General features: G+C 42.8%; 18 protein-coding genes. 17 read left to right on the top strand and 1 reads right to left on the bottom strand.

The genetic code is table 11. The features are described 5' to 3' along the window. Positions 1 to 3: 3 nt before the first annotated feature. From CLV25_RS14475 to CLV25_RS14445, 7 genes are all read left to right on the top strand, one after another. The gene (locus tag CLV25_RS14475) at positions 4 to 858 is read left to right on the top strand and encodes a DUF2764 family protein (RefSeq protein ID WP_131840378.1); all 855 of its coding nucleotides are present in this window, start codon (positions 4 to 6) and stop codon (positions 856 to 858) included. 24 nt (positions 859 to 882) lie between these two features. Further along, on the top strand, positions 883 to 2,640 hold the full coding sequence (locus tag CLV25_RS14470) for a V-type ATP synthase subunit A (protein ID WP_131840377.1): 1,758 nt from the start codon (positions 883 to 885) through the stop codon (positions 2,638 to 2,640). Further along, positions 2,640 to 3,962, top strand: a complete 1,323-nt coding sequence (locus CLV25_RS14465; RefSeq protein WP_131840376.1) for a V-type ATP synthase subunit B — start codon at positions 2,640 to 2,642, stop codon at positions 3,960 to 3,962. Before CLV25_RS14470 ends, CLV25_RS14465 begins: the two co-directional genes overlap by 1 nt. A gap of 18 nt (positions 3,963 to 3,980) precedes the next feature. Continuing rightward, positions 3,981 to 4,577 carry a V-type ATP synthase subunit D gene (locus tag CLV25_RS14460; protein ID WP_131840375.1) on the top strand — a complete coding sequence of 199 codons (597 nt, stop codon included), beginning with the start codon at positions 3,981 to 3,983 and terminating at the stop codon, positions 4,575 to 4,577. Positions 4,578 to 4,585: 8 nt separating this feature from the next. Further along, a complete protein-coding gene (locus CLV25_RS14455; protein ID WP_165877097.1) occupies positions 4,586 to 6,352 on the top strand; it encodes a V-type ATP synthase subunit I in 1,767 nt (588 codons plus the stop codon). Positions 6,353 to 6,392: 40 nt separating this feature from the next. Then, entirely contained in the window at positions 6,393 to 6,872 is a 480-nt protein-coding gene (locus CLV25_RS14450) for an ATPase (protein ID WP_131840406.1), read from the top strand. 224 nt (positions 6,873 to 7,096) lie between these two features. After that, a complete protein-coding gene (locus CLV25_RS14445) occupies positions 7,097 to 8,293 on the top strand; it encodes a hypothetical protein (protein ID WP_131840373.1) in 1,197 nt (398 codons plus the stop codon). Between the two features lie 44 nt (positions 8,294 to 8,337). On the opposite strand, the gene CLV25_RS14440 is transcribed toward CLV25_RS14445, so the two are convergent. Next, on the bottom strand, positions 8,338 to 9,615 hold the full coding sequence (locus tag CLV25_RS14440) for a DEAD/DEAH box helicase (RefSeq protein WP_131840372.1): 1,278 nt from the start codon (positions 9,613 to 9,615) through the stop codon (positions 8,338 to 8,340). Between the two features lie 250 nt (positions 9,616 to 9,865). Here CLV25_RS14440 and CLV25_RS14435 point away from each other — a divergent pair, with 250 nt between their 5' ends. From CLV25_RS14435 to cas4, 10 genes are all read left to right on the top strand, one after another. Continuing rightward, positions 9,866 to 10,336 (top strand): CYTH domain-containing protein, encoded by a 471-nt coding sequence (locus CLV25_RS14435; protein WP_131840371.1) that lies wholly within the window; start codon positions 9,866 to 9,868, stop codon positions 10,334 to 10,336. 579 nt (positions 10,337 to 10,915) lie between these two features. Continuing rightward, positions 10,916 to 11,296, top strand: a complete 381-nt coding sequence (locus tag CLV25_RS14430; RefSeq protein ID WP_131840370.1) for an HU family DNA-binding protein — start codon at positions 10,916 to 10,918, stop codon at positions 11,294 to 11,296. A 651-nt stretch (positions 11,297 to 11,947) separates the two neighbouring features. Then, a complete protein-coding gene (locus CLV25_RS14425; RefSeq protein WP_131840369.1) occupies positions 11,948 to 12,883 on the top strand; it encodes a helix-turn-helix transcriptional regulator in 936 nt (311 codons plus the stop codon). A gap of 39 nt (positions 12,884 to 12,922) precedes the next feature. Beyond that, entirely contained in the window at positions 12,923 to 13,582 is a 660-nt protein-coding gene (gene cas6, locus CLV25_RS14420) for a CRISPR-associated endoribonuclease Cas6 (protein ID WP_131840368.1), read from the top strand. 55 nt (positions 13,583 to 13,637) lie between these two features. After that, entirely contained in the window at positions 13,638 to 14,234 is a 597-nt protein-coding gene (locus tag CLV25_RS14415; RefSeq protein WP_131840367.1) for a hypothetical protein, read from the top strand. Continuing rightward, on the top strand, positions 14,231 to 16,399 hold the full coding sequence (gene cas3 / locus CLV25_RS14410) for a CRISPR-associated helicase Cas3' (RefSeq protein ID WP_131840366.1): 2,169 nt from the start codon (positions 14,231 to 14,233) through the stop codon (positions 16,397 to 16,399). The genes CLV25_RS14415 and cas3 overlap by 4 nt, the downstream gene beginning before the upstream one ends. A gap of 2 nt (positions 16,400 to 16,401) precedes the next feature. After that, entirely contained in the window at positions 16,402 to 17,796 is a 1,395-nt protein-coding gene (locus CLV25_RS14405) for a hypothetical protein (RefSeq protein ID WP_131840365.1), read from the top strand. A 17-nt stretch (positions 17,797 to 17,813) separates the two neighbouring features. Next, positions 17,814 to 18,875 (top strand): CRISPR-associated protein Cas7, encoded by a 1,062-nt coding sequence (locus CLV25_RS14400; protein WP_131840364.1) that lies wholly within the window; start codon positions 17,814 to 17,816, stop codon positions 18,873 to 18,875. A gap of 76 nt (positions 18,876 to 18,951) precedes the next feature. Further along, positions 18,952 to 19,578 carry a hypothetical protein gene (locus CLV25_RS14395; protein WP_207895691.1) on the top strand — a complete coding sequence of 209 codons (627 nt, stop codon included), beginning with the start codon at positions 18,952 to 18,954 and terminating at the stop codon, positions 19,576 to 19,578. Continuing rightward, entirely contained in the window at positions 19,575 to 20,084 is a 510-nt protein-coding gene (gene cas4, locus CLV25_RS14390) for a CRISPR-associated protein Cas4 (protein WP_131840363.1), read from the top strand. Before CLV25_RS14395 ends, cas4 begins: the two co-directional genes overlap by 4 nt. Positions 20,085 to 20,090 lie beyond the last annotated feature (6 nt).

Below are 20,090 nucleotides of genomic sequence, written 5' to 3'. Positions count from 1 at the left end.
GCTATGATCCAAAACCAATACTACTATTTGGTTGCCGGATTGCCGGAGTTGTTTTTTGAAGCAGATAACAGAAAACTCGACTTCGTAAGCATTAGGGATTGGTTAAAGCAGAATTTGGAAGGCAATGACCTAGAACTGATAGATACGCTTTCCCTGCATTACGACAACGATAATGTGTTGTCCTTCATCAATAATCGTAACACCTTTTCGGAACGAGGTCTTGTTCCTAGGGATGTTTACGATGATGTAAAGTCAAATCTTAAGCAATTCCCTTCGTATATCGCCGATTTCTTTACCGAACTCTACACAGAGAGGGATGAAGAGGTATTGGCAAACGAAGACGAAGAAGAGCTCCAGAAATCGGTTGAAGTTGGCCTTTATAATCGTTTCTACGATTATGTGGCTAGCTATAACAACGAGTTTCTGCAAAAGTGGTTCTGCTTTGATAGGCAGCTGCGCAATATACTCGCCGCAACCAATGCACGAAAGTTAGGTAAGGAAGTGGCTCCAATCCTAGTGGGCAACGATTCCATCAACGTAGCGCTTTCGCATAGCCAGGCTCTTGATTTTGGCATGCGAGGCGAGCTCCCTCTTATGGATAAGCTGATGCCAATTCTCGAGATCTCCAATCTCTTCGAGCGCGAGAAGAAAATCGATATGCTTCGCTGGGATTTCATTGATGAAGCAAACATCTTTAACTACTTCAATATTGATAAGGTTATGGGGTATTTGCTTAAGGCTGAAATTATTGACAGATGGGTGAAGTTTGACCCTGTGTTAGGAGATGCGCTTCTAAAGAAGTACTTCAACGAGCTCAAAGGAACATTCGATCTGAATGCTGCCTTCGAAGAACAGTAAGTGAAATAGGATAAAGAACCAAATATGAGAACTAAAGGAAGAGTTACAGGAATTATTTCAAACCTTGTAATTGTTCAAGTTGATGGTCCTGTTGCCCAAAACGAGATCGGGTTTATTAAGCTTGGCGATGTAGCTCTTATGTCGGAGGTAATTAAAATCAACGGCGATAAGGCTTTTGTTCAGGTGTTCGAAAGTACCCGTGGTCTTAAGGTGGGTAACGAGGTGGAGTTTATGGGGCATATGCTCGAGGCAACTCTCGGACCAGGTCTTCTGCAGCGCAACTACGATGGTTTGCAGAACGACCTAGAAGAACTTGACGGCGTTTTTCTTAAGCGCGGAATTTACACCAAGCCTCTTAACGAGGATAAGCTTTGGGAATTCACTCCTACCGCAGCAATTGGCGAGGAGGTTGAAGCTGGCGATTGGCTTGGAGAGGTACAAGAGAACTGGGTGAACCACAAAATTATGGTCCCCTTTAAATTCGAAGGAAAGTATACGGTTAAATCGTTGGCTACTGCAGGTCAGTATCGCATTAACGATCAGATTGCCGTGCTTACCGACGAGAATGGGGAAGACAAAGTGGTTACCATGGTCCAAAAGTGGCCCGTTAAGCTTGCCATTAAGGCTTATAAGGAAAAACCACGTCCATTTAAGGTGATGGAAACCGGAGTACGTTGTATTGATACTCTAAATCCTATGGCCGAAGGCGGTACTGGTTTTATCCCTGGACCATTTGGTGCTGGAAAAACTGTGCTACAGCATGCTCTTTCGCAACATGCTGAGGCCGATATTATTATATTTGCGGCTTGTGGTGAGCGTGCAAATGAGGTAGTGGAAATGTTCGTTGAGTTCCCTCACCTTGAGGACCCACGTACAGGTAGAAAGCTTATTGAGCGTACCACAATTATTTGTAACACGTCGAACATGCCAGTAGCAGCTCGCGAGGCTTCGGTTTACATCGCCATGACAATTGGTGAGTACTATCGAGCAATGGGCTATAAGGTGCTGCTGCTTGCTGACTCTACCTCTCGTTGGGCTCAGGCGCTACGCGAGATGTCTAACCGCTTGGAAGAGCTTCCTGGAGCCGATGCGTTCCCAATGGACCTTCCTGCAATTATCTCTAACTTCTACGCTCGCGCTGGTTTTGTTTACCTAAACAACGGGAAAACCGGTTCGGTAACCTTTATCGGAACGGTATCTCCTGCAGGTGGTAACCTTAAAGAACCAGTAACCGAGTCTACCAAAAAGGCGGCTCGATGCTTCTATGCGCTATCTCAGCAGCGTGCCGACTCGAAGCGCTATCCGGCAGTAGACCCTATTGAATCGTACTCTAAGTACTTGGAGTATCCCGAAATTGTGGAATATCTAAAGGAGAAAATTTCGGAAGATTGGGTTAGCACCGTACTAGAGGTTAAGAATATTGTGCTTCGTGGACGTGAGGCCTTCGAACAAATTAACATTCTTGGTGATGATGGTGTGCCTGTTGAATATCACGACCGATTCTGGAAATCGGAGCTCGTCGATTTTGTAATTCTTCAGCAAGATGCTTTCGATAAGATTGACCAATCGACACCTCTTGTGCGCCAGCACTACATGCTAAACCTAGTTTCGCATATCATCAAGTCGAAGTTCAACTTCGAATCGTTTGATGTGGTAGGTAACTACTATAAGCGTATTATCAACGTTCTTAAGCAAATGAACTACTCGGAATTTGAAAGTGATAAGTTTAACGAGTACGAGAACGAGCTTAACAATATTCTAGCAGAAAGGAGGGTTGCTTAATGGAGACTACTGCTTTTAAGAAAATCTATACAAAGATTGAGAATATCACCAAAGCAACCGTTACCCTTCGTGCTGATGGCGTGATGAACGAGGAACTCGCACAGGTGGGCGAAAAGTTGGCTCAGGTGGTAAAGATTAGCGGTAACCTTGTTACCCTTCAGGTTTTTGCCGGTACCGAAGGTATTTCAACCGATACGGAAGTTGTTTTCTTTGGACATGCGCCAAAGCTTACCGTAAGCGACGATCTTGCAGGCCGCTTCTTTAACGCCTACGGAAAGCCAATTTATGGTGGTCCAGAGGTTCAGGGCGAAGAGCGTGAGATTGGAGGACCTTCGGTTAATCCATTTCGTCGCCAGCAGCCTTCGGAGCTTATTGCAACCGGTATCGCAGGTATCGACCTAAATAATACCCTTGTTTCTGGACAAAAGATTCCTTTCTTTGCCGATCCAGACCAACCATTTAACCAGGTAATGGCAATGGTTGCGCTTCGTGCAAAGGCCGATAAGATTATTCTAGGAGGTATGGGACTGTCAAATGACGACTTCCTATTCTTCAAGAATGTGTTCGATAATGCTGGTGCACTCGATCGTATCATCTCTTTCGTGAATACAACCGAGCAACCTCCTGTTGAGCGTCTGCTTATTCCGGATATGGCGCTTACTGCTGCCGAATACTTTGCAGTGGATAAGGGCGAGAAGGTACTTGTGCTGCTTACTGACATGACCCTTTACGCCGATGCGCTTGCCATCGTTTCGAACCGTATGGATCAGATTCCTTCGAAGGACTCTATGCCAGGGTCGCTCTACTCCGATTTGGCTAAGATCTACGAAAAGGCTGTTCAGCTTCCCAATGGTGGTTCCATCACCATTATTGCGGTAACAACACTTTCGGGTGGCGACATTACCCACGCTATTCCAGACAATACGGGTTATATCACCGAAGGTCAGCTTTTCCTTCGTGCCGATTCGGATACAGGAAAGGTTATTATCGACCCATTCCGAAGCCTATCGCGCCTAAAACAGCTGGTAATTGGCAAGAAAACACGCGAAGACCATCCTCAGGTTATGAATGCGGCTGTTCGTCTTTACGCCGATGCGGCTAACGCAAAAACGAAGCTGGAGAATGGTTTCGATCTTACCGACTACGATGAGCGTACGCTTAAGTTTGCCCACGACTACTCTAAGTTCCTGCTAGCAATCGACGTAAATATCGATGCTACCAAGATGCTTGACACAGCGTGGAATCTGTTTGCTAAGTACTTCAACCAAACTGAAGTTGCTATTAAGCAAGAGTTAGTTGAAAAATACTGGCCCAAAAACTAACATAAGAAGCGTATTGCTATGGGAGTAAAGTACCAAATAAACAAAACTGCGCTGAACGAGCTAAACAAACAGCTTCGTGTCAGAAAGCGTGCGCTCCCAACCATTAAGAATAAGGAATCGGCATTGCGACTCGAAGTGAAAAAGGCTAAGAATTTGGCCGACGAGGTAGAAGCAAGGCAGGCAGAACTTACGCAAAAGCTGCAGTACATGAGTGGGCTCTGGACTGAGTTTAGACCCGAACTTATTACTGTAGAAGATGTAAAGGTATCGCTAACCAAGATTGCCGGAGTAAAAATTCCGGTTCTCAAGGAAGTGATATTTACGGTTCACGATTTCGATCTTTTTAGCAGCCCATTTTGGATAGTGGAGGGCTTGCAGATTCTAAAAGAGCTTACAACGCTAGGAATAGAACGCGAGTTCTACCTACAGAAGATGCGACTTTTAGACCATGCTCGTAAAAAAACAACCCAAAAGGTTAACCTTTACGAGAAGGTGCAAATACCCGACTACGAATCTGCTATACGAAAGATTAAACGATTCTTAGAGGATGAGGAGAACCTTTCTAAGTCGGCGCAGAAGATTGTGAAAAAAAGATACGAGGAGGTGGCAGAATGATAGTAAAGATGCAAAAATATGCCTTCCTTGTTCATCATGAAGACTTCCCTAATTTTCTGGAAGATGTTCAGCGCATTGGAGTTCTGGATATCACCACAGAAAAAAGGAGCATGAATGAGGAGGAAAAGGCTCTTCTCGATTTAGCTTCTAGGTATAATGTTGCAATCAAAGCTCTTCTACGAAAGAAAGAAGGCTTAGAGCAGCTAACCAACCAAATGCCTCAAGATGTATTGGAGCGTTTTGAAGCTATCGTTAAAGATAGGGAAGCCTTGGATTCCGATCTTAAAAAGCTAAGAAAGGAGCATGCGGAGCATTATCCATGGGGTGATTTTAATCCTGAGGCAATTAAGGATTTAGAGAGTAAAGGCCTTAAGGTTAAGTTTTTCACCACACCTTCTAAACGATACGATTTGGAGTGGGAAAACAAATTTCCTCTGCAAGTAATAAACGAACAGAATGGGGTAATCTATTTTGTTTGTATCCAACCAGAAGGCGAAAACTTTGCAATTCCTGCAACTGAGGTTAAGGCTCCAGTTCACGCAAGTTCAACGCTAAGCAAGGATATTGCGGCTGTTAACTCTAAAATAGAATCTCTAGAAGAAGAACTAGCAGGGCTTTCTCACTATGTAGATATGCTTAGCAAGGCTCGTGCTGAACTTCTTGAGAATATCGATATAAAATCGATATTCTATGGCGCTAAACGTGAGGTTGAAGGAAGCGTTGTTTTAGTAACCGGATTTGCGCCACACGACTCTATTGGTGAGTTAAATGCATATCTTGAATCTAAATCAATTGTTTACCTAACCGAGGAGGCAACGGAACAGGACAATCCACCAATAAAGCTAAAGAATGGGAAGTTTGCTTCGCTATTCGAATGGATTGGAGAACTGTATGTGCCACCATCATACAATGAGCTAGATCTAACCGCATTCTTTGCACCATTCTTTGTCCTTTTCTTTGGACTTTGCATGGGAGATATTGGGTATGGATTTGTATTCCTTATAGCAGGCCTTTTGCTAAAGAATAGGACTTCGCTGAGTAAGTTTCGTCCATTCCTTATTCTTATGATGTGGCTAGGGGCAGGAACTATTATTATGGGATCGCTCTCGGGTGGTGTTTTTGGAACCGAAATGGCTACGTGGCCTTTCCTTCCTCAAAATATTCAAAAGCTATTCCTTAATAGGAATCAAATGATGCTATTTGCAGTTGGTATCGGTTTTGTTCAGATACTCTTTGGACTATCCTTAAAAGCCTATAACAGGGCCAACAAGAATGGCAACTGGAAGTTTGCGCTAGGGCCTATTGCATGGATCATTATTCTGCTTGGAGCTGCGGCATCGTTTGTAGATCCTATTAAACCATTTACATGGCATATAATACTAACTGGCGTAGGTATTTTATTGCTTTTCGGTAATCCCGATAAGAATATTTTTGCCCGCGTTGGATTGGGGATGGCCGAGCTGTATGATATTACAGGGTTCTTTGGAGACCTGCTGTCGTACATTCGTTTATTCGCGCTGGGCCTATCTGGGTCAATTTTGGGATTGGTTGTTAATCAAATTGCCGCCCTAACGCTAGGTTCATTACCATTTGGCTTAGACTATGTGATTTTTGGCTTAGTGCTTGTTCTTGGACATGGTGCCAACATTGCATTAGCTTCGTTAGGCTCATTTGTACATCCGCTTCGTCTTACCTTTGTTGAGTTTTATAAGAACTCTGGTTTTGAAGGGAATGGTAGGTACTATAGGCCCTTTGCAAAAAAAGTAAAACAGTAAAAGAAGAATAATAACAAAGTAAATTTTGGAGGATAATAACATGTTTGTATCTGTAATGCTCGCTTATGCAGGACTAGCTATCATGGTTGGTTTAGCATGTATTGGTAGTACCATTGGAGTATCTATTTCTGGTAATGCTACTATTGGTGGCTTAAAGAAGAATCCTGATATTTTCGGCAAGAGTATGCTTTTAACAGCTCTTCCATCAACTCAGGGTTTGTATGGTTTTGCTGCATTCTTCCTTTTCAACGGAATTATGCCTGCCTTTATTGCTAAAGGGGCTCCTATTGACATTGCTTTTGCAATTCTTGCAGCCGGACTAGCTATGGGATTTGTAGGCTACTTCTCTTCTGTTCAGCAGTCAAAGGTTGTTGCCAATGGTATTAACGAAATGGCAAACGGTAACGATGTATTCGGTAAGACTATGATTTTGGCCGTATACCCAGAGCTTTATGCAATTATTGCTCTTATTGCAGCGGTTCTTATTCAAATCAGCGTTGGACAAAGCTTAGGCGCTTAGTAAGCGTAAAATCAAAAATAAAAAAGGCGAATCTTCCTACGAAGATTCGCCTTTTTTGTAGCCCTACTCATCTGTTCTGCCATCTTTGCATCCCTCTTATTGTGCCTTATTCGACAAATATTTATACTTGATTTCAAAACATCTCTTTATTTTAGTTGTTTTTAAGGCGTACATCTTAACGTTTTGTTTGCTTTCCGCTCACTTTACATTCAAAAAAATAAGGCATGAAAAAGCATCCATACTTATATTTCACTATTCTTGTTTTAGTGGCAACTCCATTTGTACTAAGATACCTTTGGAATAGCAAGGAACCCTATCAACTAAACGTGCTGGTTATCGATAAGACTGTTTTAGAACCGAATAGACAGGAACACACCCCTCTGTTTTGGATATTAGAAAATGAGAAGTTTGTAAAGAAGGGTAATCTGCCTTACGATAAAAACTCTGACTATTACGGTTTCTTCCCCGATGGAAAGGGAAACTTTACGGTGAAAGATTTTGCCAACTACTCAGATTCGGCCTTAAGCGTATTGGCCAACAAGTACGATATGGCTTACTATACTGATTTGTATGGCGTTTATACAGGAGAGTGGTACGAACTTTATCCTAATGAAGAAAGGCATAATCCTAAAATGAGCTCGCTTGAACCATCTGACCTCATTTATGGGGGGATGAGTATGGCAGAAGTAAGGTTGTTGAAGAAGATGAAGGAGCAAGGAAAACTCATTATTACAGAGTTTAATGTAATAGGTACTCCAACCCCTACTTCGGTGGCCCGCGAGTTTGAGAAAGAGTTTAAAATGAGCTGGCAGGGGTGGGTTGGCCGGTACTACTCTTCGTTGGATACCAACGAAAATAAGGAGCTGCCAATATGGTTAAAGAAGAACTACACCAAGCAAAATGGCGGTAAATGGCCGTTCAAAGAACCGGGAATAATATTTGTGCGAACCGATGAAAAAATTGTAATTCTTGAGAAAAAAACTCATCTAAATCTGGATGTTCCTCTTATTGAAACAAACCCGAAATTTAGGGATAGATACGATTTGCCTAAAAATATGAAATTCCATTACTGGTTTGATATAATTAGCGCATCGGATAGCTTGGATGTTTTGGCTACCTACAAAATCGATGTAAATGCTGAAGGTCAAAAAATCCTAGAGAAAAACTTTATTCCAACTCACTTTCCTGCTGCTGTAAAAACAAAGAATCGCAACTTTGATTTCTACTACTTTGCGGGCGATTTTTCGGATATAGATATTTCTATGTACAATACAAAGTTTGCAGGAGTTGCCTCGTTCAACCAGTCTGTAGTAAGAATAGAAGGAGAGGGGCGCTCAGCTTTCTTTTGGCGATTCTATAGGCCATTGGTTGGTTCTATTCTAGACGAATACAACGCCAAAATTGCAGCGAAGAAGAATTAAATAAGGAGTCAATTTATTGACTCCTTATTTAATATCGAAAATGTTTATCCCCTTTTAGGCGAGCGCTTGCTGTCGCGATTTTTTCGCCTCCAGTAGTCGCCATTGGTTTTGCTTCCTTTATAGCCTTTAGGTTTGGCCGGGGCTGCTTTGGCGTTGTCAATGGCTTGGCTAGCGCCTATTGCCGATGCAATACTTACAAACGGATGGTCGTAAACCACCCTAATGTTTTTCTTGATAAGATGCTCTATATCCCTCAATAGCTTAACCTCCTCGGGATCGACAAGCGATATTGCTACGCCTTTATTGCCAGCACGTCCAGTTCTTCCAATTCTATGCACATAGGTCTCGGGAACCTCGGGTAGCTCGTAGTTGATCACGTGCGAAAGCATATCGACATCAATACCTCTGGCGGCAATATCGGTAGCAATTAGCACCTTTGTTTTCCTATCCTTAAAGTTGTTAAGGGCGTTTTGGCGGGCATTCTGCGACTTATTCCCGTGGATTGCCTCCGCTTGTATGCCATCTTTAACCAACGATTTTACCAGCTTATCGGAGCCGTGCTTGGTTCGGGCAAATACAAGGGCCGATTCGACAGTTTCGTTGCTGAGAAGGCTTATCAGAAGATCCTTTTTCTGCTTTTTCTCGACAAAGTAAACCAGCTGGTTTATGATGTCAACAGTAGAAGAAACAGGGGTTACCTCCACCTTAAGCGGCTTATACAGCATCGAATTTGCCAGCTTTTGAATTTCTGGTGGCATGGTTGCCGAAAATAGCAGCGTCTGACGTTTAGATGGAATGATTTGGAGTATTCGCTTTATATCGTGAATAAAGCCCATGTCGAGCATCCTGTCAGCCTCGTCGAGTACAAAGAAATCGAGAGAGGGAACTTTAATAAAACCTTGGTTGTAGAGATCGAGTAAACGACCCGGTGTGGCTATTAGGATATCCACACCCGAACGTATGAGATTTACCTGTGGAACCTGCGAAACGCCACCAAAGATGACGGCATGCTTTAAACTGGTAAACCTACCATAAGCCGTGAAACTCTCGCCAATTTGAATGGCAAGTTCCCTCGTTGGGGTAATGATTAGGGCTTTAATAGCCTTATGCTTGCGCGATTCTGAATTTTCGGTGAGCTTTTGGATAATTGGGATGCTAAATGCTGCGGTTTTTCCAGTTCCGGTTTGCGCACACCCTATTAAGTCGTTTCCCTCTAAAATCTTAGGTATTGCCTGGGCTTGTATTGGGGTTGGGGTAGAATACTCTTCGTGCTTTAGCGCCTCTATAATAGGCGTAATTAAGTTTAGCTGTTCAAATGTCATGTATTACGAGTTAACCGTCGCGGTTATTTATACTAAGGCTGCAAAGGTAAGAACTTTAATGAAATATCCTTAGGGTTTTGCAAGGCTTTGGGATCTATGCTTCGGAGGAGGTTAAACGGTAGTTATTCTGAAGCTATAAAGAAGGGTAAGAAAGGGGGCTTTATTTTAACAGGTTGTTGATCTTTCCCAACAGATCAAGTTTCGGCGAACCATCTTCTGCTAAATTTGCATTTATAATACTCAACGAAATATGGCACTAGAGATTGAACGGAAATTCTTGGTTAAATCTGAAGATTACAAGAAGCTTGCACGTGGGCATTACCGAATTGTTCAGGGCTACCTATCGTCGAACCCGGAGCGAACGGTGCGCGTGAGGGTAAAGGGCGAAAAGGGCTACCTTACCATTAAAGGTATTGCCAATAATTCGGGGCTCTCCCGCTTTGAGTGGGAGAAGGAAATCGCCGTCGCCGATGCCGATGAGCTGCTTAAGATCTGCGAACCCGGGGTAATTGACAAGATCCGCTATGAGGTGAATTTGGGCAGCCACACATACGAGGTGGACGAGTTTAGTGGGGATAATAGGGGCCTGGTTATTGCCGAAATTGAGCTATCTGACGAGAACGAGGCTTTCGAGAAACCCAATTGGCTAGGAGAGGAGGTCTCCGGAGATGAGCGGTACTACAACTCGATGCTAAGCCTGAAGCCTTTTTGTAGGTGGTAACTCAATTTTCACGTTAAAACATCGTAGGATGATGGTTGCTTGCGAGATTTAAGATTTGATCTCAATGTTAATGTCTTTACTCTAATCTATAAGGATGGTCGAAAATATATTTGCATTATTCTTAATTGGAAAGAGTGGAATGTTAATTGCATATTAATAAAATACCATTACAGATGATATGACAACATAATCAGTTATGCTTGGATATCAAATTTATATCAAGTAATGCAATTTATCATAATACATGGTTGGCTATACTTGTAATACATGGTGTCTTAATTATGATTACTTTATTATCTATAATCTATGCATCAATTAAGTATGCAAATATGGGAAAAATGCTAAATTGTCTATAAAACACTGGATATTAGGATTGTTGATAACTTTTATGTCTTGTTGATATCTTTGAATGAAAATTGTTTTTTCCAATTAACAATGTTGGTAAATTTGTATAAGAGCTCATTAAAAACTCAACATAGACTCAGGCGTTGCTGAAAACCTGAAAGAGTAGGCGGAATATAAGGGGATACCGAAAACCTTGAACAGAGTAGGTCAAAATCATCATAATAAAAAGGACGTATGATAGATTTTAAACCGGTGGCCTGCCCGGATCTGAAGAATCCGGAGGCCCCCAACAAGTACCGGGCATCGATAACCAACAGCAAGGAGATTGGCGTTGATAAGATTTCGAGCATGATATCGAACTCGTGCACGCTCAACAAAACGGATGTGCTGGCAGTGCTATCGTCGCTTTCGTTAATTGTTCCCGAGATGCTCTCGTTGGGGCATACCGTTAACCTGGGTAATCTGGGCAGCTTTCAGCTAACGCTGAGCAGCGACACCAAGGATAAGGCTGAGGATATCTCGGTTGATGCCATAAAAAACGCCCGTATACGTTTCCGTCCGGGCGCTTCGATGAAGAGAAATCTAGGTGAACTAAACTTTCGTAAGGTAGAGTAGCCTACATTTCGCATCCTTCATTATTAGGGGTGCACCTGTTACAGCAGGTGCACCTTTTTTTTGTAAATCTAATAATTCCAGAATTCACGGTAAGCTAAATTCAAAATTAATTTAAGATGGCGACTCCTTGCTATTGCCTAAATCGGCTGATTTTCTGGGAAAAGCCCGCCACAAATCCGATTTAGCCCGCCACTTTTGAGCTACTCCCCGCCACACTTCCCCCTAAAGCCCGCCACTCCGGCAAAAGCGCCCGCCACAAAATGGAATCTGCCCGCCACTCTAGGCGGTTTTTAGGGCTACTTCTTGGGAGTTTTTTCGTTGTATTTGTACAGCTTTCTCATTTAAAATGTATTACTAATAAGCCTTTTATAGTTTTAAATTGAAACTATTCAGACTATTGTTAGTTATACTTTTAATGCTGATGTGAAATTGTAACTTATTTGTGGCTATTACATGGTAATTCGTAGCTTTTTTAGTAAAAATCATCCAACTAATGCCCGTTTTACGTCCTGAAATGGGCTTGTTTTTGAAGAATTGTAGCTTGTTTTACTAGTTTGGATTTTGGCGTATTTTTAAATAATTAAAATTTATTTTTGAAATATGGGCCAAAGTTTATAGCTTAACGACAAATTATACATTATACCATATATCATGGAACAACCTAACCTTGAAGCGCTACTACGGCTGATGAAAATGCTTACCAACAACACCAGTCTAAGAATACCTCAAATTGCAGAAAGGCTTAGAATTTCGACACGAAGCGTGGAACGATACATTGAAACGCTTAGGCATTCTGGTTTCATTATTAACCATCCACGAGGTGGTGCTCCATATCTCGAAAAGCATTCCCCTTTCTTTAAAGAGATAAGCGAGCTGGTACACTTTACCGACGAGGAAACCGATGTTGTACGCCGTGTGGTAGATGCCATAGACGAGAACAATCCGCTAAAAGGACAGATTAGGCGTAAGCTGCATAACGCGCACCACCTGCCATATATGCCTGAAGTGGTAGTACGAGAGCAGGATTGCCGGAATATTCACCTTATAATAGAGGCAATAGAAACCGAAAAACAAGCAACGTTGCAGGCGTATCGATCGGCTAATAGCAACGAGGTGTCCAACAGGCTTGTTGAGCCTTTCGCCTTTACCACCAACTACCAGCAGGTATGGTGCTACGAGTTGGCATCGAGCTGCTGCAAACTCTTTAAGGTTGCCCGAATAGGGAATGTAAGCATTCTTGAAACTCCTTGGCAGCACGAAAACCTACACCGCGAAGGCTTTATAGATCTATTCAGGATGACAGGTAATAACCGTTATTCGGTAGAACTACATCTAAACGTAAGAGCCTACAACCTGCTCATCGAAGAATATCCGCTTGCACAAAAGAATACGGCGGTAAATGCCGATGGCAGCTACCAGTTTAGGGCAGAGGTTACCCGACTCGAAGGGGTTGGCCGATTTGTAATGGGGCTTTTGCCCGACATTACCATCGTAAATAGCCCCGAACTGGCAGAATTCGTAGGAAAAAGGCTTGAAGAGCTGAAAAATAATTTCTCAACGACCGTCGCTGTCGGTGAGGGTAGGTAGCTTTGTGAAATGAAAGATAATTCTTGAAAAATTACATAAATGAGATTACACATCAAAACATCACCTAGTACATCAATTGTACCATTCGATCATTTACCCGTAATTGTTGGTACTGTTCATAAATGGTTGGGTGAAAACAATAACCTTCATGGAACGCTTTCTCTTTACTCTTTCTCATGGTTAAGGGGGGGTAAAAGAAAAGATAATGGTCTTGAATTTAAAAATGGGGCTAGCTTTTTTATAAGCTTCTTTGATGATGAATACGCACGAAAAACGATTAAAACTATTCTTGATCAGCCTTATATAAATTGGGGAATGTCTGTAGTGGAGGTTATGATTGAGGAGACCCCCGCAGAAATGTATGGAGAATGCTTCTTTGCCGCAAGCCCAATTCTGATCAAAAGACAGGTTGATGGGAAAGTCAAGCATTTAATCTATAGTGATATGGAGGCTAACTCATGTCTGGAAGAAACATTAAGGCATAAAATGGAAGTGGCAGGTTTAGAAGATGACACGCTAAAGATAGGTTTCGATACAGATTATGCAAAGGCTACAACAAAGCTTGTGCGATATAAGGGAATAGACAACCGAGCCAACTTATGTCCAATTAAAATCATTGCTAAACCTGAAACCAAGGTTTTTGCATGGTTGGTTGGCCTTGGTAACTCCACAGGAATAGGGTTTGGTGCAATAAAGTAGTAACCAAACCTGACTGGTTTTTATAACCTGTCAGGTTTAAAGACAATGAAGAAGCATGTTATACGTCGTAAAATATTCTGGACCGTTTGGTTTTATTAAGCCTTGGACGGCAGTAAGGGATAGCGAAACATATAGCCAGCAGTTTTTGACGCCTTCTATGATTGCAGGGATAGAGCGAAAGCTGTTTCCAGAACTACTTGCTGCCGATTTTGGGATATATAAGATTAAGCGGCATCGGCTAACTTATCAGCAAATATCGCAGCAGCAGGAGCAAACACAGCCGCGCGGATGGAATGCAAAAGGGACTGCCCGTAATCGAACTTACGAACGACCATACGCGATTTTGATGCGAGGTGTTATGGTAAACCCCATCCTGTTTCTTGCTTTTGAAACGATGGAGGATGCAGAAGAAGCAGCAAAGCAGCACATCTGCTTAGCCCGCAACGAAGATATTCTATATCCGCAAGATGGAATCATCAAAGTTTCGGAGGAAGAATTTGACCTCAACGAGGAGCTCTTTTATGGGTTTGAGCTAATTGCAGAGAAATGTGAGCAATCCTTTTTGGTCGGTTACAACCGCATGGATGGAAATAAGCCCATGTATGGTTGGCTTAAGATTGTCGGCAACCCCGTTAAAAACGAATTCAAATGATCTGTCCTGAAATTAGAGCAAAAGGGAAGCCCGACTTTACCCCGTTAGTAACCCATCTGCAGCAGGTTGCCGTTGTTGCAGAGAAGGTTGCGACTGGTGTGGGGGCCGACCCTATTTTGGCTCGCTATGGTGCCATTCTGCATGATATTGGGAAGGCTCATCCCGAATTTCAACGAAGGTTGGATGAAGAGTCCCGTACTGGAGATTTAACATTTCGCCATGAAATTAGCTCTTGCCTGTTTCTTTCGTTGTTCCCCGATCATATGCAGCCAGACCTTATAGACATGGTGATAGCCCATCATAAGTCCATTCGAAAAGATGCGCGAGAAAAGGGATTGCTCGATTTGACGGAGGAGCGCGAGCCTGATGAGATATTTGAGTTTCATGCTGGGGATTGGAGCAGCTGGGCTCCCAAAGCGTTGGATATCCTTTCCAAATTAGGGATTGTTGTACGACCAATTGTAAAAACAGAAGCAGAAGTGACCTTTTTTCGGGTATATGACTACTGTCGAAAGGCATTTAAGCAGAAGGGATATTCCAGCAATCGCGGGTTGTTGCAGGCTGCCGATCATTTTGCTTCGGCATTAATTGACAGATCAGAGGCTTGTTCCAAACGTCTGTTTCAAAAGCCCAACCTGAAATTCTTCAACCGGACGCATCCGTTTTATCCGCTTTCGTTAAAATCGGCAGATTCGGTGAAGTCGCATACCATTGTGGTAGCCTGCACGGGGGCAGGAAAAACCGATTTCCTTTTCCGACGATGTGCTGGAAGAGTCTTTTATACGCTTCCATTTCAGGCTTCCATCAATGCGATGTTTCATCGGGTTTCAGCTGATTTGGCAAGTGATAATCCGGAGCTCGATATTCGGCTGCTGCATTCAGCATCTTCCATCGCAGTCAAAGGAAAGGCAATTGAAGAAAAAATTATACAGAGCCATGTCGGCTCCTCCATTAAGATATTAACACCGCATCAAATTGCCGGAATCATTTTCGGGACCAATGGATACGAAGCAACTTTGATTGACATCAAAGGTTGTGATGTTATTTTGGATGAAATACATACCTACACTGATATCACCCGAGCTATTGTTCTCAAAATCGTTCATGTACTGAAAGATTTGGGCTGCCGCATTCATATTGGGACAGCCACCATGCCTACTTTTCTATACAATCAGATTTTGGAGCTGCTGGGAAAAGAAAATGTATTTGAAGTGCAGCTTGACGATGAAGAGCTGGATCAATTTGACAGGCATATGGTTCATAAAATTGATTCATGGGTGTCAGCCTTACCTTTAATCAGTAGGGCAATTGATGAGGACAAAAAGGTGCTGCTTGTTTGCAACCGAGTACAGTCGGCACAGCAGGTTTTTGATACCGTCAGGCAGCTGCATCCTCATACACCGGTCATGCTTTTGCATAGCCGCTTTAAACGAGGGGTACGAGAGCAGAAGGAAAAGCAGCTTATAGGAAAAGATAAGTATGGGAATCCAACAGGGCAATTCAATACTTCTACCAAAGCCTGCATCGTGATTTCAACACAGGTGGTTGAAGTAAGTTTGGATATCAGCTTCGATTTAATGGTTACTGAATGCGCTCCGCTTGATGCATTGATTCAGCGCTTTGGTCGAATAAATCGTAGTAGAACCGAGCAGTCAATTGGCAAATATAAGCCGGTGTATGTCGTTGTTCCGCCCGAAACCATCGATGAAGCCAAGCCTTACGAGTTGGAAATACTCCGAAAGAGCTTTGAGCAGCTGCCTGACGGAGATGTTCTTCATGAGCGCAACATTCAGCAGATGATTGACAATGTGTTTCCAGTTGTTGATATGCCCGAGATTGAAGAGCATGCCATTTTTAAGAGGACGGGAGAGTGGACCATCAATCGTCTGACCCATAGGCCTAAATCGTTCCTGCTCGAACGATTAGAAATTGACAGCGTAACCTGCATTGTGGAGGCCGATGAACAGCGCTACCATACAGCCAACTTCGAGGAGCGGATGCAAATGGAAATTCCAGTTCGATACTGGTCGGTACATCGTTTCAACCAAATGCGGGAAGGAAGTAAACCATTTATAGTACCCGACTCTGCCTATTCGGACGAAGAAGGGCTAAATATGGATACGTTGAAAACCGCTAAATCAGATATAACCTATCAAATGCTATAGCTATGATTGCAGCAACCGTCGGGCGAACATTTCTGAACGCCTGGAATGATAAATATCAGAAAGAATACTCTGCCAAAGAGTTTTTTGAAAAGGAGTATTTCTCGCTGTTTTTCGATCATCCAAAGTATATGCAGTGGGTTACCAACTCGCCTTTTGTACAGATGAAGAAAGGACAGAAACCAGAATTTTTAACACACGACGAACGAATAGAGAAGTTAAATGATTTGCATGCAAAAATTGATGCAGGTTTGCGCGATGCCAGTATTGCGATTGGATTTCCCGCATCTGAGGAAAAGGAGTTTGCAACAACATCAGGATTGGTTACGGATTTAGGGATAAAATATGAAGCAGAGGAGGTTTATCTATCATGGATTGGAGGCGGTTTAGGTGTTGGTGTAGCTGGAGGCTATTCCATATTTTTTGACCATGCACAAATCCTCCTTACTCTCTATGAAGGATGGAAAGTCTACCGCCGTTTACTAAATGAGCCAACACTTGACCGACTAAGAGGCAATCAAATTAATACATGGAACGGACAATGGCTCAACTTTGCCTTTAGTATGGATTATGAAGAAAATCCAGATTTTGGATACCTGTCGAATTACGACATCTTCTTTCAGGACGAAAAGTTGATCGAGGTAAGCACCATTTTCTGGGCAAGATTCTACTTCAACCTTTCTGAAAAGTTAGCCGAAGAAACGGTAACTGCCTATATATATAGCTTAGGTCAAACGAATAAAACGATGGGGTTCATCCCTTTTCGATTTCATCAGGGACGATCCATTTTAAGCATATACAAAATCTTGTTTGGAGAAAACGATGCACTTACCCAAAAGAAGGATTACGAAGGCATGTTTGGAATTCACATAAAGAGGGCCTGCGAGTTTGGGGCTATTGGATTGCAGGCTTTGGAGCCACAGGGGTTACGCGAGTACTTTGACAAGGCAAAGATGCCCAACTTTACGGCGACCGCTGTAGCTGCCAAAAATGGGGAAACGCCCGAAGCATTCGAAGAGCGCAAGAAAAAGGCGAATAAAAAAGATTACGAGAATATCATTTCATTTCGAACTTATAAAACCTGGTTAATAGCGATGATTACAAAAAACAAACAGGAAGATCTCCATTATTCCGAGGAGGTGGCAAAAGCTCTGAAAGAGTATAGAGCAGATGCAAAAAAACGAGATCGGGCTAACTTGTTAGAAAACGAGCTGCTTCAGGCAAAAACAAAAAAACAGTTTTTAGATGGTTTGGCAACATTAGTAAAGGATGTTGATCCCAAGCTGTTGGAGACTTTCAAAATTTTGCGAGATAAAGTTCATTTGATGACTACCGAAGAGTTTGGCTACTTCGTTGTATTGCTAAAGTTTGATTACGCATATCTGGAAAGTAAATCATAAACCAAAAAATAAATACCATGAGAACTGTTTATATCAGAACGCTCAAAAGAGCAGAACATACCGTTTTTTGTGTTCAAGACGGACAAAAGTACTACTACGACTCACTGTTCAATCGTCGTATTCCCTATTCGAGTGGTCAGCAGATTAAGCGGTCAGTTTTTGATAAACTGAGCAATGTGATTAACGAGCAGCCTGCTCCAACAACTTTTCTGTTCGATGTGAATAGCAAAGATGAACTGAAGGAAGGAGAGGTTTTTGCGACATGTGATCCAGCATATCCCGATCAGCTATTTGGAGGCTGGATGAAGGCCTCAAAAGGAGGAAATGAAAAAACAGTCAAACGTAGAAGTCCCCTTTCAATTTCGGCTATGCGCGGATTGCATCCTCTTTTGGCTGGCGTTGATAATGAAAATATCTCCTTTGATCGTAGCGATCGTCCCAATAATCAGGTGGTTGTTCGAAATGAAAAGGGTGAAGCCCTAACAACAGCGCAAATTGAAGCTTTGCTAGCAGGAAAAGATCGAAGCCTGAGCCGCAAATGGATTCCAGACAACCGACGTGCCGGAGGTTTGTTCGTTCAAGACATTGCTATTGACTTACGTCGTTTGTTTTCTGTAACCTTAAATTCGTTTGAGCCCGAAATCTCTTCTGAAACAGAATCTCGTTTGAGAAAAGATGGTTGGGTTGAGTCTACTAATGTATTTGGTCCATGCTTGGTTGCACCCCTTGCTGTTCGTGAAATGCTGATCCCTGCTTTAGCAGAGGCAATTATAGAATGGAGCATTACCTCAAATCAGGCACGTACCTTCAGTTTAATGGAAACGTTGGCCGTTAGCATCAGCGATAACGCTAACAAAATTGCCGCTAGTATACGTGCGAAACTCTCGGACGAAGAGGACAACAAAGCTTATCCAATCGTTGAAGAAGAGTTGGACGGGGTTTCTACCTATGTTTCACTTGCTGCAGGAGGCTACATCAGAACAAAATCAGAAACATACGATGCACTAGATCGTGCCAAGCAAAAGCTGATAGACATAATGATGGCCTTCGACTACGAAAACCAGCTAATGAAAGCATAAAATATCTACACCTGACAGGTTTTTAAAACCTCTCAGGTGTACCATAAAAGGTATTCTAAAGCATGACACATAGCCTATGCAGCACTATGAGCCATTAGAATCCGGAAAGCTGTACCATATCTACAACCATGGTGTGGGAAACCGCGATCTATTTCGTGAGCCCGATAACTACGAATACTTTCTTCGCAAGTATAACGAATATATCTCGCCTGTTGCCGATACGTATGCATGGGTACTAATGCCTAACCATTTCCACCTGCTGGTAAAGATTTTGGATTTTTCAGACCTGACAGGTTTTCAAAACCTGTCAGGTCTTGAAGATCGAAGAAACTCAAAACCACCTCATCAGCATTTCTCCAACCTATTCAACGCCTATACCAAAGCGTTTAACACCCGATTTGGTCATCGCGGTGCGCTATTCGAACGGCCGTTTAAACGGCGCTTAATAGATGATGATAACTACCTGAAACAGGTGACGCTTTACATTCATAACAATCCTGTTCATCATGGATTTTGCAGCCATCCGGTTGAATACCCGTGGAGCAGCTACCTGTCGTGTGTTTCTGAAAAACCAACTAAGCTAAAACGAGATCAGCTGGTGGGTTGGTTCGGTAACGAAGCAAATTTTATATTTATGCACAACCGTAAATTTGAGATTGAAGCAATCGAAAGTTGGCTAGAGATGCAACCGCTTAACGTATGAACATTATTGCTACCCATATTAACTACTACTTTGTTTGCAAGCGTAAGCTTTGGCTATTTGCCAACGGCATCAACATGGAGCACACCTCCGATACCGTTGGCGAGGGCAAGCTGATCCACGAGACGAGCTACCCCGACCGTTCGGAACGCTACGAGGAGGTTAGCGTTGGCGGCAGTAAGATAGACTTCTTTGATGCTCGGGGAAAGGTGATCCACGAGATAAAGAAGTCCGATTCGATGGAGGATGCCCATATCTGGCAGGTAAAGTACTACATCTGGCTTTTGGAGAGGGAGGGGGTAGACGGCGTTACGGGAATCATCGAATACCCCACCATGCGGCATCGTGAGCATGTAATGCTTAGCGATAATGACCGGCAGCAGCTGGAAAATATAGTGACCGAGATAGAGACGATAATATCCAACGATGCCTGTCCGCCAAAGATCAACCGAAAGCTTTGCAGCAAGTGCTCGTACTACGAGTTTTGCTATGCCACAGAAGAAGAGTAAACCAAC

The sequence above is a fragment of the Acetobacteroides hydrogenigenes genome, assembly GCF_004340205.1.
GTDB classification, from domain to species: Bacteria; Bacteroidota; Bacteroidia; order Bacteroidales; family ZOR0009; genus Acetobacteroides; species Acetobacteroides hydrogenigenes.
Note: the sequence above shows the minus strand (reverse complement) of the source record. Positions and strands in the feature narration are given on the sequence as shown.